Source organism: Mesorhizobium sp. M0701, from assembly GCF_040320365.1.
Lineage (GTDB): Bacteria > Pseudomonadota > Alphaproteobacteria > Rhizobiales > Rhizobiaceae > Mesorhizobium.
The window spans coordinates 1-14518 of sequence record NZ_JAMYPO010000003.1; the positions used below are offsets into that span (position 1 = coordinate 1).

At 59.7% G+C, this 14518-nt stretch carries 12 protein-coding genes; 8 read left to right on the plus strand and 4 right to left on the minus strand.

Annotated elements, in window-relative coordinates; translation table 11 throughout:
• Positions 1-475, minus strand: a 475-nt coding sequence (locus tag NKI24_RS03960) for a LysR family transcriptional regulator (RefSeq protein ID WP_352743513.1), incomplete at its 3' end; no start/stop codon positions are given.
• A 235-nt stretch (positions 476-710) separates the two neighbouring features.
• Here NKI24_RS03960 and NKI24_RS03965 point away from each other — a divergent pair.
• Both NKI24_RS03965 and NKI24_RS03970 read left to right on the plus strand, forming a co-directional pair.
• Positions 711-866 (plus strand): YjiS-like domain-containing protein, encoded by a 156-nt coding sequence (locus tag NKI24_RS03965; RefSeq protein ID WP_156937304.1) that lies wholly within the window; start codon positions 711-713, stop codon positions 864-866.
• A gap of 10 nt (positions 867-876) precedes the next feature.
• Complete coding sequence (locus NKI24_RS03970; protein ID WP_352743514.1) at positions 877-1860, plus strand: aldo/keto reductase; 984 nt, start codon at positions 877-879, stop codon at positions 1858-1860.
• 160 nt (positions 1861-2020) lie between these two features.
• Here NKI24_RS03970 and NKI24_RS03975 read toward each other — a convergent pair whose 3' ends face one another.
• The 3 genes from NKI24_RS03975 to NKI24_RS03985 all read right to left on the minus strand — a co-directional run bounded on the left by NKI24_RS03975 (position 2021) and on the right by NKI24_RS03985 (position 6666).
• Positions 2021-3976 carry a calcium-binding protein gene (locus NKI24_RS03975; RefSeq protein WP_352743515.1) on the minus strand — a complete coding sequence of 652 codons (1956 nt, stop codon included), beginning with the start codon at positions 3974-3976 and terminating at the stop codon, positions 2021-2023.
• 664 nt (positions 3977-4640) lie between these two features.
• Positions 4641-5750: an acyltransferase family protein gene (locus tag NKI24_RS03980; protein WP_352743517.1), complete on the minus strand. Its 1110-nt coding sequence runs from the start codon at positions 5748-5750 to the stop codon at positions 4641-4643.
• Positions 5751-5844: 94 nt separating this feature from the next.
• Positions 5845-6666, minus strand: coding sequence for a class I SAM-dependent methyltransferase (locus NKI24_RS03985; RefSeq protein WP_352449687.1), 822 nt, complete (start codon positions 6664-6666; stop codon positions 5845-5847).
• 425 nt (positions 6667-7091) lie between these two features.
• Here NKI24_RS03985 and NKI24_RS03990 point away from each other — a divergent pair, with 425 nt between their 5' ends.
• From NKI24_RS03990 to asnB, 6 genes are all read left to right on the plus strand, one after another.
• Entirely contained in the window at positions 7092-7802 is a 711-nt protein-coding gene (locus NKI24_RS03990; protein WP_352743519.1) for an AAA family ATPase, read from the plus strand.
• An 88-nt stretch (positions 7803-7890) separates the two neighbouring features.
• Positions 7891-9174 carry a hypothetical protein gene (locus NKI24_RS03995; protein WP_352449685.1) on the plus strand — a complete coding sequence of 428 codons (1284 nt, stop codon included), beginning with the start codon at positions 7891-7893 and terminating at the stop codon, positions 9172-9174.
• A gap of 292 nt (positions 9175-9466) precedes the next feature.
• On the plus strand, positions 9467-9700 hold the full coding sequence (locus NKI24_RS04000; RefSeq protein ID WP_352743522.1) for a Trm112 family protein: 234 nt from the start codon (positions 9467-9469) through the stop codon (positions 9698-9700).
• A 338-nt stretch (positions 9701-10038) separates the two neighbouring features.
• Positions 10039-11262 carry a glycosyltransferase family 4 protein gene (locus tag NKI24_RS04005; RefSeq protein ID WP_023675610.1) on the plus strand — a complete coding sequence of 408 codons (1224 nt, stop codon included), beginning with the start codon at positions 10039-10041 and terminating at the stop codon, positions 11260-11262.
• A complete protein-coding gene (locus NKI24_RS04010) occupies positions 11259-12515 on the plus strand; it encodes an O-antigen ligase family protein (RefSeq protein WP_352587405.1) in 1257 nt (418 codons plus the stop codon). Before NKI24_RS04005 ends, NKI24_RS04010 begins: the two co-directional genes overlap by 4 nt.
• Before the next feature lie 4 nt (positions 12516-12519).
• Positions 12520-14517 (plus strand): asparagine synthase (glutamine-hydrolyzing), encoded by a 1998-nt coding sequence (gene asnB / locus NKI24_RS04015; RefSeq protein WP_352743524.1) that lies wholly within the window; start codon positions 12520-12522, stop codon positions 14515-14517.
• Position 14518 lies beyond the last annotated feature (1 nt).

Here is a 14518-nt window from a genome sequence, read left to right on the forward strand (position 1 = left end):
CCTTGCCGCTCTGACGGCCGGCCAGCCACTGCTCGGTCGGGCGCTCGCTGCGGATGCCGATGTCGGCGGCACGGCGGCCGATGTCAACCCGGTCGGTGGTGGTGACAAGCTCTACCCTTATGCCGTCATCGACCGTCCAGATATCGCCGATATGGGCGGAAACGAAGGCCGAGGTCCATGGCCCGGCCGAGACGCGGACAATGCGGTCGGGCAGGTTTCCCTCGCGCCAGCGGGTCAGCGACTGCATTGCCGCCTCGACGTCTTCGGCGCGCCGCAGCAGTTCCTCGCCGACCGGGGTCAGCCGGTAGCCGGTCTGCTGGCGCACGAACAGCGGTTCGCCGATCTGCTTTTCGAGCGCGGTGACGCGTCGTCCAAGGGTGGCTGCGCTGAGGCGCGTGGTTCCCGTCGCTGCGCTCAAGCCACCCAGCCGCGCAACGTCGAGAAACAACCTCAGATCGTCCCAGCCGATATCCATTTTGCAGAAATGAAAAACTCCTTGCGACCGTGGCTGTAGCGCAAAGCGGGCATCGTGCGCAAGTATGCAGGCATTGGAGGCGTTGGACAATCCTGCCTGGCGGGACAGGGACAAGCGCCTCGGCTGGCCAAGAAGCGAACTGAACCCTTTCGATCGCGCATGCGATTGGCGCAGAGGTTTTGCGCTTCCGACCAACCCAGGCGCGCAGGCATTCTGCGTACCAAAGGAGACGATCATGTTGGATGAACTTCGATACCGTTTCGCCCGCTGGATTGCCTATCGCCAGACGCTTGCGAGTTTGAGGCAGGCCCGGGACAGCACACTGGCGGACGCCGGCATTTCTCGCGAAGAGATCCGCGAGCGTGCCCGCCACGCCAGCTTGCGTCGTTGAGGAGCCGGGCATGCAGATGATGATGCTTTGGGATGGCCGCTCGGTACCGCGCATCGGCATCGGCACCTGGGCGGCAGGTGGCCCCGCGCGTTGGCGTGACACGGCGACAATCTATGGCGAGGTCGACGATATCAGGTCGCAAGCCGCGCTGGCGATGGCTTATGAGATCGGCGCGCGGGTGTTCGACACGGCTGCCGCCTACGGCGCCGGCAATGCCGAACTGATCCTCGGGCGGGCGTTGAGGGGTAAGGACGAAGCCGTCATCGTCACCAAGGTCGGCTATTTCGGCGATCCCGAAACGCGTAAGATCGCACCCGAGGATGCCTCTGCCGCGGCAATCCGGACATCGATCGACAATTCGCGGCAGCGCCTGCAGCGGGATTGTATCGACGTCGTGCTGCTACATATCAACGAGTATCCGATCGAGCGCGCCGGCGAGGTGTTCGATACGCTCGGCCTGTTGCGCCAGGAGGGCAAGATCGGCGGCTTCGGCTGGAGCACCGATCACCGCGAACGGCTTGCCGCCTACGCGCCGCGCGAGGGGTTCGTCGCCGTAGAGAACGACTTCAATGTGTTTACCCCGGCGAACGAGCTGATGGCCGTCGCGGCGCGCGAGAACCTCGTCTCGTTCAGCCGGGTGCCGCTGGCAATGGGGCTGCTCACCGGCAAATACACGCCGGCCATGCGGCTGCCCACCAACGATGTGCGCGGCGGGAATGCCGAATGGATGGTGTTTTTCAGGGATGGCGCCGCCAACCCGCATTATCTGTCAAGGCTCTCGGCAATCCGCGACCTGCTCAGCTCGGGCGGACGCACGTTTGCGCAAGGCGCGCTCGGCTGGATACTCGCCAAGTCGGCAATCGCCTTGCCGGTTCCCGGCTTCACGCGGCCCGAGCAGGTCGAGGACAATCTCGGTGCGCTGGAGAAAGGGCCGCTGCCGGCAACGGTGATGGCCGAGATCGACGCAGTGCTGAAAATTGCCGAGACTGCGTAGGGTGTGGTGAATCCGGAATTCGCATTGGCGATAATGCGACCAACTTCGATCTCTCTGATGTCTGCCGATATCGCATTTTTCTTAGTCAAGCTTCCGTGGCGCAATTGAACACGGACGGAGCGGCGGACACGCTCGAGTTGAAGGTCCGCCGCTCCGGTTTTCAGATCAAAGAGTAATGCTGCAACGGGAGATGGGTAGCGAGCTGCGCTTGAGTTGCGCCGCCGACCGCGTCGCTGTCGAGAGAGAGCGACCCGGTTGAGCTGTCAAAGATGATGTGGTGGGAACCATCATCCGTGGCCGTACCAGCAGGGGAAGTATGCAATGAAAGCCCGCCCGACTTAAGCTCGGTAAGAGCGGCTTGATCGAGGTGGAGCTTGTCCTGAAGCTTGCTGAAGTCGAAGGCATCGTTGCCTCCGTGGCCAGACATGATCTCGGCGGCGGCGCCGTTTTTTGCCTGGGCGCCCACACTTTCATCGGGCTGGACGGTTTGCGCGAATCCGTGGCGGATCAGGCTGGTTGCCGTCTTGTCGGATGGATCGTTGGTCGGGAGAAGTTCCGAGCCGGCCGAAAGAGAATGGCTCAACGAGGCCAATATACGGTCAACGCTGCTGCCCTCGCTTACCTTGTCGCCGGCATTATCGTGGGTGGTGTCAGTCGAACTGCCATCGCTGGCGAGGAGGTGAGAAAGCGCGGTCTTGTCATGACTGCCATCGCTGGTGGTGGTACCGGACGCGGCGGTAGCAGTCGAACTGCCGTCGCTGGCGAGGAGGTGAGAAAGCGCGGTCTTGCTATGGCTGCCATCGCTGGTGATAGCGCCAGAGGCGGCGGTATCAGTCGAACTGCCGTCGCTGGCGAGGAGGGGCGACAGCGCGGTCTTGCCATGACTGCCATCGCTGGCGGTAGCGCCGGAGGCGGCGGTAGTAGTCGAACTGCCGTCGCTGGCGAGGAGGTGCGATAGCGCGGTCTTGCCATGACTGCCATCGCTGGCGGTAGCGCCGGAGGCGGCGGTAGTAGTCGAACCGCCGTTGCCGGCGAGGAGATGCGAAAGCGTGGTCTTGCCATGATTGCTATCGCCGGTGGTGGCTTCGGAAGGGGCGGTGGCAGTCGAGGTGCTGCCGCCGGTGATCGTCTCGGCCGGGGCTGTGGCGGTCGAGGTGCTGCCGCTGGAGGTGGCTTCAGAAGGGGCGGTGGCGGTCGAGGTGCCGCCGCTGGAGGTGGCTTCGGCCGGGGCTGTGGCGGTCGAGGTGCCGCCGCTGGAGGTGGCTTCAGAAGGAGCGGTGACAGTCGAGGTGCTATCGCCGGTGGTGGCCTCGGAAGGGACCGTCGCCGTAGAAATGGGATCGGTGGCCGCAGCTTCGGAAGGAGCAGTCCCGGCGATGCTGAGATTGTGTTGCCGGAAAACGGCCTGCAGTTCCGGGGAGCTCTCAAGCGCGGTGTCGCCTCGCTGTGAACCCCAGGCGTACGCGTACTCGAAGGCGGGTGACGGAACCAGCTTGGCCCAGTGGTCCATCATGGTTTCCATCTGGGCGGCGGTGGGCACGACATATTTGCCACCCATGTCGGTGTTATAGTCGCCACCGCCAAACGTCTGGTAGCCTGGAATGATCTTGCTCGTCGGGATGCCCGATGCCTGAGCGGCAGCGACGAATTTGTCGATCATGTTATAGTCGACCGCGCCATCCGTGCGGACAGGATAGACATCCACGCCGTAGTAATCGATACCGGTATTGGCGGGATTGTACGTGTTCGAAAAATCCGGATTCGCGGACGTCCCCAAGCTCATCATCGTGATGTAGGTCTTGGCGTCCGGCACATTGGCGTGAATCCAGTCGGATTCTGCCTTCAGATTCGCGGCAGAGGCGTAGGTGCCCCATTGGCCGGTGGGATCCGGCTCGTCGACCAGGAAGAATCCGAACAGCTTCGGATTGCCGATGAAAGGCGTGATCTTGTCGATAAAGGACGACGTCGCTCCGTCGGTTTCGTTGAGGTAGACCAAGCCCTTCATACCGTCCGGCAGCGCATTGAGTTGGTCAACAGATGAAACGTCGGCCAGATTGAATCCGGCTTGCGCAATTTCCGTGCCCGATCCACCTGACGTGTAATGCAGAGTTGTCATCCAATATTCCTTTTTCTGTTTCGACCGTGCCTACTTACAGACGGCGTATATTAGCGCCAAATCACATACCGACACCCTCTGACAGAAATATTGAGGTTTGAAGTAGGATTGAGCGTTGGAGGGGCGCTCCCTTCGAACTCGTTTCCGCAACGGTATCGACGACCAGCCAAGGATGGTTCTATTCGGGATAAGACTCGGCTAACTTGATCCGACCGTGTGGAGCTTGGCTCGAATGGCGCGGTCGAGAAGCCGTCCGACGCAGGGCGGCCGGGAAATCTGAAAACCAGACCAAAAACAAAACCCGCCTACCGGCGGGTCGTCAGTGCGAATCTGCACCGTAGCCAAATTACTAGCATAGCTGCCGGCACAAAGCAAGAACAAAATGTGACGCAATCGACGAAGCTGCCGATCTAGACGGCGCCTCTCCGAAATGCGAATGCGCCTCGCAGCCGGCATTGCCGCAACAGCGGTGCCGTGCAACATCGGCGGCTTGGAAGGAACCCCGGTGCTGTCTCGCCTGATCGCCGGCCTGCTGCTCGCCTGCGGATTGACCCACAGATCATGTATTCGCTTGCGCAGGCGTCGTGGGGCTACCCAGTTGCCTTTTCCGCGAGGCGGCGGTTGGACTCAAACATCTTCTGCGGCATCCGCCGAAAGCTCCTGATCATGACGTTCGCGCGGAAGAGGTTTGCCGGATTGGCCGCGAGGCTGGTGCAAAGCGATATATCCCAGACACCAGGGCGCGGACGAGCGGCTTGCGTACCGGCGTCTCGATGAAGCGCCAGACGATAAAAGAGGCAAGGAGGACCCCGGCCAACACGACGAAGAATGCGGCGTTCTTGCCGACATGAGGCGCCAGCGCGTTAAGCGAAATGTAGCCGATATACTGGTGCAAAAGATACAGCGGATAAGTCAACCCTCCGAGCATCATGATAGCCTTGGATGGAGCAATCACGGAGCGGAGCAATATCGCGCCAGCGAAGACTCCGTAGACCACCATGTTGGCGGTGAAGAGAGCAGGATACGAAATGGCTGCGCCAAAGTGCTCCTGCATCCAGTTATGAGAGAACATTGCGGTCTGGCAAGACACCAGGAACGCGACGGCAAGAAACAGGAACGCAGCCGGTGAACGGCCCCTTGCAACGATGTCTTCCGCGAGGATGCCCGCGGCAAACAAAGGCGCATAGTTTGTAATGAAGAGAATGCGTATCATCGGGTTCCCAAAGAAGAACTCGTTGGTCGCCGAAATTGCGAGCCAGATGGCCGCGATGGGTATTTTCCAGCGCTGAAAGGCGCCGGCAAAGATCAGCACTGCAACCCAGCCGTAAAACAGGATCTCGAGCATGATCGACCAGTAGACGCCATCCATGGACGGCCTGCCGAAGAGGCGGGCGAACATGGAAAGATTGGCTACATAGGTTGGAACATCGGTCGGAAAACGCTGATCTTTGGCGACGACGAGAACAACAAACGTCGCGGTCATGCAGACGAGGAATCCGGGATAAAGCCGGGCGAAGCGGGCGACCGCGAATTCCTGCCAGGTTCGACCTTCGGCCGACCACGCGATGACGAAACCGCTGATCAGGAAAAACAGATTGACGCCGAGATAGCCGTAGATGGCGTAAGGTGCTGCGGCAGGATATTCCACGTCGAGATTGCCCGCGATCGCGCCGCCAAAAAGATAGTGAAAGAGCACGACCGCGAGGGCTGCAGCCAGGCGCAGCAGGTCGAGTGATGCCATGCGCGCCGGAATGGCCTTGCCTGCCGGTTCCACAGCTACCTCCCACAGCCGTTTCAGCTTTTGACACCCATCAGCGGCCTGATCCGCAATACCAGTGCTAACGCGAAGACTGCAAACCGGCGGCAGGTCAAGCCTTTACCTTCTCAAGTACGAACAGCTGCTCGCAGGACAGGAACCGCAGGACGCTAAAAGAGCGTACCAGCTTGAGCCCCGCCGCCGCGAAATCCTGTCGTGCAACGGTGAGATTGACGGGATGAGGCGCCGACATCCTTCCGGTGATCATCTTCCGCAGCCTTAGCCGTATTCTCTGGAGGCGGGTGCCAAGGCCGTAGGATACGATCAGGCGACGGCTGGCAACGCGCGCGAGCTCAATGATAATGTCGCGCCTGAGATGTGGCGGGATAAGGTGAATGAGGCGAAGGCAGACCACCGTGTCAAAGCTTTCGTCGGCGAACGGCAGCTGCGTCACGTCACATCGGATGAATCCCCGAAATCCGGATTGACCTTCATATGCTGATTTAGCCAAGGCCATCATTTCCATTGAAATGTCTGCAGCCAGCACCCGACAATTATGCTGGCCCAGCACGCCGGCCAGCTTCCCGGTTCCGCATGGGATATCGAGCACCTGAGATGGAGGCGGGCTGCACCTCTCCAGCGCCTTGGCGACGCAGCGTTGCTCCCGTCGCGCAATGACGTATGACGCAACGGTGGACAGCTTCAACCGGCCTGCATAGCCGTTCAGGTACCAGCTCGCAAAACCCGGATCTTGATATCTCTGTTTTGTCGGGAGCTCATAGGCCGCGACTGCCGCGACCTTGGCGTTGTAATTGGCAGGTATAGCCGTATTTGCCGCTGCCGTCTGATGTGGCTCGAGGTTCTCGCTCATATGCCTGCTTTCATACGATTTCTCCTGCAGATGAGATCGAAGATTTTTGTCCGACACGTTCATTGGATAGCCGACCAAGCTGCCCTATTGGCGATAGAGGGGATAAACGGCCAGTTGGCTGCGTCCATCACAGAGAAGGTTTCCAGAAGGCTGGGTGTCTCGCATCCCTCGAACGGATGAGACATGCCGAACTCATGACTGCCGCGCCCTCGCGGAAGTGTGCTGGGGAATAGGGCTACTGCACACCCCTTTCGGAGACGGAACGGTAAACGGACGGTAGGCAATCCGGAAGGATAGTGACCGAAACGCACTCCTTCCGTTCACGATTTTGGCGTCCGTCGATATCCTAACGTGACCACACCGTCATTCATACGGATGGCGCGGATTCCTGGCTCGTCGGCTAGACATCCCAGGAAGAGATGGGCGTTCGCTTCAGCAAATGGACATGACGTCACTGCCAGTAGGCTTCCCTCAGTCTGGATTGAAAGATGATCTTGGAGCTATTTGGGCCGTCCGGTGCTGGTAAGACGACGTTAGCGTCCGAGCTGGTGCACGTTTTGCGAGCTCAGGGCTACTGTGTTGTTTTGCAGACCGGTGACCGCCGACATCCGGTTAGAAGGGCCGCCTTCAAACTGGTCTCCGGCTTGCATTCAAAGTGGATCGGACAGCGTTCTCTCGGTGCAGAAGTGCTTAAGATTCTTCCACCCAAGAATGAGCTGTGGGCGGCTCGCCTGAACTGGCATCTTGAAGCTCTTCTTCAAGCTTGGCGCGCGGCAATAGCGTCCAATGACACGATCTCAATTTTTGACCAGGGTATGGTGCAATTCGTATGTTCACTGGTTTTGTTCAGCGGCATAACGGATCGTGAAAGGGTGTCGCGCGCGCTCGAGCTTCTACCCAAACCGGATCTGCTTGTCCGATTGCAGGCGCCAAGGGAAATTCTAGAGGTCCGTCTGAAGGAACGCCGGCGTAACCTCGGTATCATTCAGAAGTTCCTCGAAGTCGATCTGCAGAGCAGTCTTGATCATATTGACCACGTTAATCTCATTGGGGAACAACTTGGATCGTTTCCCGTGCCAACAACTTGCGTCGAAAGTTTAGATTCGAACGGGCTCACAGCCGCCACAGAACTGATAGCGCGTGGAGTAGTCGACAAGTTCGGCGCGACGCGGGCGAAATTTAAAAGAGTTGAAGCTTAGAGAGATGCGGTTTTGAAGCGTCGACAAGAGATATCCAATAATATGGAAAATCGAATTATTGAAAAGGAACCGCGCGAGTTGACATGACATGCGCTTTTCTCGCTACCAGACTGCCTTGGCGTTGACGTTAGCTGCTGTCAGCGCGATATCCATAGTTATCCACGGGGCGGTGAGTGGAGAGGACGTCGCATCGACAAAGTTCGTCGCGCCGGTAGCCATGGACCTGCCGGATTACCTGCACGCCGCGAAGGATGCGGCATTTGGCACAACTTTCACCCGAATAACCAAACCCGGAATCCTCGGCGCCGGCATCGCATGCGGGAGCAAATATTGCAGCCACCGCTATTCGAGCGCCCAGGCCTGGAATTCGGATCAGAGCCTTCTTGTCATCAGCAACGGCTGCGGCGGCTTATGCTTCCTGGATGGGCGCACCTACGCCCCGCTTTTTCGCCGTGATCGATCGACCGAATGCGAATGGCATCCTCACGATCCCGACCTGATGATCTGCGTCGGTGGTCGGAAAATCTCGACCTGGGCGCCACGCACCAATCATGAGGAGGTCCTGTTTGTTTCGGCTGACAGTAGCAATCTCCAGTTCGGGCCATACAAAGGTAATCCAAGCCGTGATGGCAGCCGTATTGCCGTACGCGCGGTTCGCCGGGACGGCAAAGCGGTCGTCTTTGCCTACGATCTCAGACAGCGGCGGAAATTTCCGGAAATCGATCTCGCACAGCTTGTCGGAGCCAACGGCGCCTGCTCAATCTCGCCGCTGGGCGTCAACATCTTATGCATTCAGAACCTGAAAGACGACACTGAACAGACGTTCATCTTTTCTGTTGACGGCGTTCTGCGCCAGAAATGGACTGAGCATCATCGGCCTGGCCATGGCGACATGACCGTCGATGCCGACGGCAGCGAAATCTATGTGGGGATCAGTAAGTCCGATCCAGACATATACCAGGTGATCAAGCGAAGGCTGTCAGATGGGAAAGTCACCTCGCTCATGAGATATGGTGAAGCACAGCATGCATCGCTCAGGTCGCTGGACAGGCCCGGTTGGGTGTTCCTTACCTATTCGGGCAATCCGGACGAAGTATCGAAATATCCGGCTTGGGCGCCGTATGCGCGGGAAGTCATCGCGTTGCGCATCGACGGCAGCGGAGAGGTCCGGCGCATTGTGCAGACGAAGAACGTTCCATTCGACTACTGGAGTGAGACCCACGCCTCGCCGTCCCCGGACGGTTCACAGGTGATCTGGTCAAGCAATTGGGGAGTACCCGGCGGGCCGGTTTACGATTTCGTCGCCCGTATTGACTGGCCGGAAGGATCAGACACCGGCTCGAGAGCATTAGCCGCGAGCGGTCTTCAATAACGAAACCTTCCGGTCGCCTATGGCGATATCGCCGATCGTGCTTGCTCCATTCACGCTTTTAACGCCTCACGTTCAACTTCGCCGCCATACGGCTCCGTTCGATGTCGATTCATTCAAACGGACGACGACAGTGGCCAAGCCTGCACCTAGCGTGATTGTGCAGTTTGCAAGGCTTATGAGCCTTGCCGGAATCCTACGAATTACAGCGATGACGTCGGGTGACGGCTTGTATCGCCAAGGGCGCTCGCGCCGGAGCACACTGTTGATGTCACGGCCGAGAAAGGAACAGCAGATGGATACGGATAAGCGAGCCGAAGAGAATGCCTCTTTCAACCATGAGTTGTTAGAATGGTTGGTATGCCCAATGACCAAGGGCTCACTTGCCTGGGATTCGGATCGCGATGAACTCGTTTCGAAGAGCGCAGGACTTGCCTATCCGGTTCGCGACGGCATTCCAATCCTGCTAGCCTCGGAGGCACGGACGATCACCTCCCGCGTGGTCAAACTTCGCGCATCCAGACGATGATGGGAGCCGCGCTAAAGTAGGCGGCTTTCCGACGACAGCCAGCAATGACAGGAACGTGTGCCGCGGAGCGCGAGCCGTTTGTCTGCGGACCACTCTGCGCTCGGCACCCGGGCAGTGCCGACCTCTTTGATGCAAGGCGCGGCGACCTGAACCGGCTGGGTACGGCGGCCCGCTGCCGGGACAGGGGTTTGCGTCATTTAAACAGACGAGGACAGTGGCAAGACCTGCCCCTACCGTGACCTGGGCGAGATGGGTAGCGAAACCAACACCATGAAAGCAAATTCAAGGGCCGGCCACTTCGCGCGATCGGGCTACAGCGAACGGTCAGGAGACGCAGGATGAATCCGCATCTGGTGTGTGTCGGAGGCGAGGATCATGCCCTGCGAATTCCGTTCTTGATGTCGCTGCGAGAGAAGGGATTCCGTGTTACTGCGGTGTCGAGCGGCGGTGAAGCCGCATTCCTGCGGCATGGCATTCCGCATCGCAGCTACGGTTTCGACCGATTTTCCAGCAGCAGCGGAGAATGGGCCGCCATCAGAACCATTCGAAAGCTGATGGCGGAACTCCGGCCGGACATTATCCAAAGCTTCGACACCAAGCCCAACCTGGTGACGCCACTTGCGGTGCGCGGAAGCGTTCCAGTCGTGCGCACTATCAACGGTCTGGGCTGGACGTTCTCGTCCCTGGAACCGCGCGCCCTTGCCCTGCGCCCAATCTTTTGCGGACTGCAATGGCTTTCGTCGTTATGGACGGCGGCTACGGTGTTCCAGAATCGGGACGATCAGGCATTCTTTGAACGCTACCGACTGATCGGACGCGGCAGCGGACGAGTGATCCGCAGTTCTGGAATCGACGTCGATGCGTTCGCCATGGCAAGGCATCTTGCCCCGTCGGCGATGAAAATGCGCGAAGAGCTTGGGCTCCAATCCGCCGAGATCGTAATTTTTGTCGGCCGGCTAACGCGCCAGAAAGGCATCCCGACACTCCTCAAGGCAGTCCCTCGCATCCTGTCGGAAAGGCCCAATGCCCGTTTCGTGCTTGTCGGCCCATTGGAATCCGAGGGCCCATTTGCAGTGGACAAGGCTGAGATCGATCGACATGTGCCGCATGTCATCGCCTTGGGTCCACGACGCGACGTTCCTGCCCTTCTTGGCATGGCCGATCTGTTCGCCTTTCCAACACAATACCGAGAAGGGATTCCGCGCGTCCTGCTGGAAGCAGGGCTCGCGGGATTGCCTATCGTCGCCTCGATGATGCCTGGTTGCAATGAGGTGGTCGAGGACGGATGGAACGGCCATCTCGTCCCCCCGCACGATGCGAACGGCCTTGCCTCTCGAATTATAGAGGTCCTGTCCGACCGCCGGAAAGGACGGACCATGGGCGCTCGCTCTGTCGAGCTCGTCCGGACGCAGTTCTCGCTGCCCTGGGTGGTCGAGCAATATTGCGATCTCTACGACAATGTCCTTAGTGCCAAATCCCAGGGCGGCTTCGCTCGACCGGCATCGCCGGTGTTGCTTGAAGAGCCTGCTGCAAACCGCGGATCGGGTGGAGCGCGCCGATGATCCGGGACGCGATCCTGGCCTGCGGCGTGGCCATGTCGTATGCGGCGCAGCTCTCAGTTCCGGGCTTGCCCTACGGTTATGGCGAATTGTTTCTCGCGCTTTGGATCATGCTGTCGATCGGGCGGGTGCTCGCCGGCGGTCACTTGGTAGTCAGGCCCGCCCTGATCCGTGTTGCGGGCTTCTGGCTGATCATCACGCTCGCTCTGGGTATTGGCACCATCGTTGGCTACCTGACTACGGTACTGTATCTGTCGGTGGTGATGCACGATGTGGTAGCCTACCTGCTGCTGATCTGCGTCACCTGCCTCGCCGCCGCGGAGCCCGACGCGGATCGCCGTCTGCGCAGTGCTGCCTGGTGGGTGGTCGCTATTGCGAATGCATGCTTTATTGTTCAGCTGGCACTTGGATGGGGTTGGATCCACCAATCCGGCGTCGATCCCTGGTACTGGGATCGCTTCCGAGGCTGGTCCGAGAACCCCAACCAGCTCGCGCTCTATTGCGCACTCCTTGGTCCGCTCGCCTTGCATCTTGCGACGACTACAAGCAAGCCGTGGGCGAGGTTGGCCGGGCTCAGCAGCCTTATCCTGACCATCTATGTCGGAAGGCTGACGAAGAGTGATACCTATCTTTACACGACGGTCCTGGTCGGCCTGATATTTCTTGGGCTGCGGGTTCGGACATGGCTCGCAGCCGGTGACGGCAAGGTCAGCCTGTCCCGGCAAGTTACCCTCCTGCTGATGATTGGCTTCCTTCCGTTGGCCATGTCGATGACGCCTTACATCGTCACGGAGGTGGGCAGCGTCGAACAGTTCGCCTTGAGTCTTACCAAAGACAAGGGCGGCGAAGCGACCGCCGAAACCGCTGCACTTCGAATCCATCTCTGGGGAGATGCATTGGGCAAGGGCCTAACGTCAGGATCCCTGGGCCTTGGTCCTGGCCCGCATCTGGAGCGCCCGCCCATTTCCTACAGCCAATTTCTGCCCCGGCCTTTCGAGGCTCACAACACGATTCTCGATCTGTACACTCAAGGTGGTTTGGTTGCGGTCCTGGCCCTGGCCTGGATTGTCGGCGCGGCGGCTTTATGCGCATGGCGTGCGAAGCTCGATGCCCTGTTCGTGCTGGTGGTGTCGATCGTCATCTTCGGAATGCCACATCTGATCATCCGCCATCCAATCGTGTGGTTTGCGCTTACCATTTGCCTTGTTGCCGGAACGCCGCGAACGATTTCGGCAACCTCTAGCGACCTGAGGTGATGGCATGTGTGGGATTACCGGAATTCTCCTTGCACCCGATGCCGCCAATATCAAGCCGCTCAGGGCGATTGGCCAGATGACGACGGCCCTTCGTCATCGTGGGCCTGATGGCGAAGGCTTCTGGATCAATCGCGAAGCCGGCATTGCCTTCGGCCACAGGCGTTTGGCTATAGTCGACCTATCGGAAGCAGGACGCCAGCCGATGCATTCGGCAAGTGGCCGATATGCCATTACCTTCAACGGCGAGATCTACAATTTCCGCGATCTGCGCCGCGAGCTTGAAGACGCTGGCCATCGGTTCCGTGGCGCCAGCGATACCGAAGTGATGCTGTGCGCAATCGAGAGCTGGGGTCTCGACACCGCACTCACCCGCCTCGCTGGCATGTTCGCATTTGGATTGTGGGATCTAAAGACCAGGACCCTCCATCTCGCCCGCGACCGAATGGGCAAGAAGCCGCTCTATGTTGCTGCAACGCGCGATGCGCTCGTTTTTGCCTCCGAGTTGAAGGCAATCCATCGTTTTCCAGGTTTCTGTCAGGAGCTCGATCTCGACGCGGCCGCGACAATGCTTTCGAAGGGATGGGTACCGGGTAACTGTTGCATCTGGCGAGGCGTGTTCAAGCTACCTCCGGGCTCGGTCCTGTCTGTGACGGCGGCGGATTTTGCCGAGGCGCGCAGCGCCGCATCCCTTTCGCAACGCGCCCGACACTGGTGGTCGCTGCCTGAAGTCGCCGCGAACGGTCGACAGAATCTAATCGCCGGTACCGACGAAGAACTGACCGATGGACTCGACGACCTGCTTCGACTTGCCGTCCGGGAACGCATGATAGCCGATGTGCCGCTGGGTGCCTTTCTGTCTGGTGGCCTCGACAGCTCCACGGTTGTGGCGCTGATGCAGGCCCAATCGCCAAAACCGGTGCGCACATTCACGATCGCTTTCGGAGAAGGCGGGTTTGATGAGGCTCCCCACGCGGCGGAGGTCGCGCGGCACCTGGGCACCGATCATACTGAACTCCACCTTTCAGCAGCCGCTGCGCGTGAAGTCATTCCGGAACTGCCGCGGATCTGGGATGAGCCGTTCGCCGATGAATCGCAGATACCGACTTTGCTCGTGGCGCGGCTCGCTCGCCAGCACGTTACGGTGGCCCTATCAGGCGACGGTGGCGATGAATGCTTCGCCGGTTACGCCCGTCATTTCATGGCTGCGCGGTTGAAACGACAGCATGCGCTGCCGTCGCCGCTGCGTCACGCGCTTGCTGCAGGGGTCGGATTGCTGGCCCGTGCAGCGCGTCACGATTTCGTCGGCAAGCTGCCGCTTTCGGCGAGTGGACGGCACGCGCTGCGGAGCGACCGGCTGCATCGCCTCGCTCGGCTGCTCGCTGCGCCAGATGAGGACGAATTGCATCGACGGCTGACCGGAGCATCGACCGGGAGCCTCGCACTCCACACGCCGCCCACATTAATTCAAGGGTCCCCCCGGCTTGATGGCCTGCTGTCCCGTCTCTTGTACGACGACATGGCCGGTTACCTGCCCGACGATATATTGGTGAAGTTGGACCGCGCCAGCATGGCCAATAGCCTCGAAGGCCGGTGCCCGCTTCTCGACCATCGGGTTGTCGAATTCGCCTGGCGGCTGCCGGCACATGCGAAGGTCCGCAATGGCAAAGGCAAGTGGCTTCTTCGTCAGCTGCTTAGCCGCTATGTTCCGCAACGGCTGATCGACCGGCCGAAGCAGGGTTTCGATGTTCCCATAGCAGTCTGGCTGAGCGGCCCGTTGCGCATCTGGGCCAGCGATCTAGTTGCCGATATACGCCTCTCCGGAGATGGGATCTTCGACTTTGCGAAGGTCGAAACCTGCTGGCGCGACCATCTTGACGGAAGACAGGATCATTCTCGCGATTTGTGGCCCGCGTTGATGTTCCAGGCCTGGCGCAACGAGGCCGGGCGGTCCGCCGGGCCGGCAACGGGCATGTCCACAGCGCTCGAACTGACAGGAGTATGAG

Excerpts from the sequence above, each read along its gene's own strand:
- NKI24_RS03965 (WP_156937304.1), top strand. The coding sequence starts at position 711 with ATGTTGGATGAACTTCGATACCGTTTCGCCCGCTGGATTGCCTATCGC.
- NKI24_RS03970 (WP_352743514.1), top strand. The coding sequence starts at position 877 with ATGCAGATGATGATGCTTTGGGATGGCCGCTCGGTACCGCGCATCGGC.
- NKI24_RS03975 (WP_352743515.1), bottom strand. The coding sequence starts at position 3,976 with ATGACAACTCTGCATTACACGTCAGGTGGATCGGGCACGGAAATTGCG.
- NKI24_RS03985 (WP_352449687.1), bottom strand. The coding sequence starts at position 6,666 with ATGAACGTGTCGGACAAAAATCTTCGATCTCATCTGCAGGAGAAATCG.
- NKI24_RS03990 (WP_352743519.1), top strand. The coding sequence starts at position 7,092 with ATGATCTTGGAGCTATTTGGGCCGTCCGGTGCTGGTAAGACGACGTTA.
- NKI24_RS03995 (WP_352449685.1), top strand. The coding sequence starts at position 7,891 with ATGCGCTTTTCTCGCTACCAGACTGCCTTGGCGTTGACGTTAGCTGCT.
- NKI24_RS04000 (WP_352743522.1), top strand. The coding sequence starts at position 9,467 with ATGGATACGGATAAGCGAGCCGAAGAGAATGCCTCTTTCAACCATGAG.
- NKI24_RS04005 (WP_023675610.1), top strand. The coding sequence starts at position 10,039 with ATGAATCCGCATCTGGTGTGTGTCGGAGGCGAGGATCATGCCCTGCGA.
- NKI24_RS04010 (WP_352587405.1), top strand. The coding sequence starts at position 11,259 with ATGATCCGGGACGCGATCCTGGCCTGCGGCGTGGCCATGTCGTATGCG.
- asnB (WP_352743524.1), top strand. The coding sequence starts at position 12,520 with ATGTGTGGGATTACCGGAATTCTCCTTGCACCCGATGCCGCCAATATC.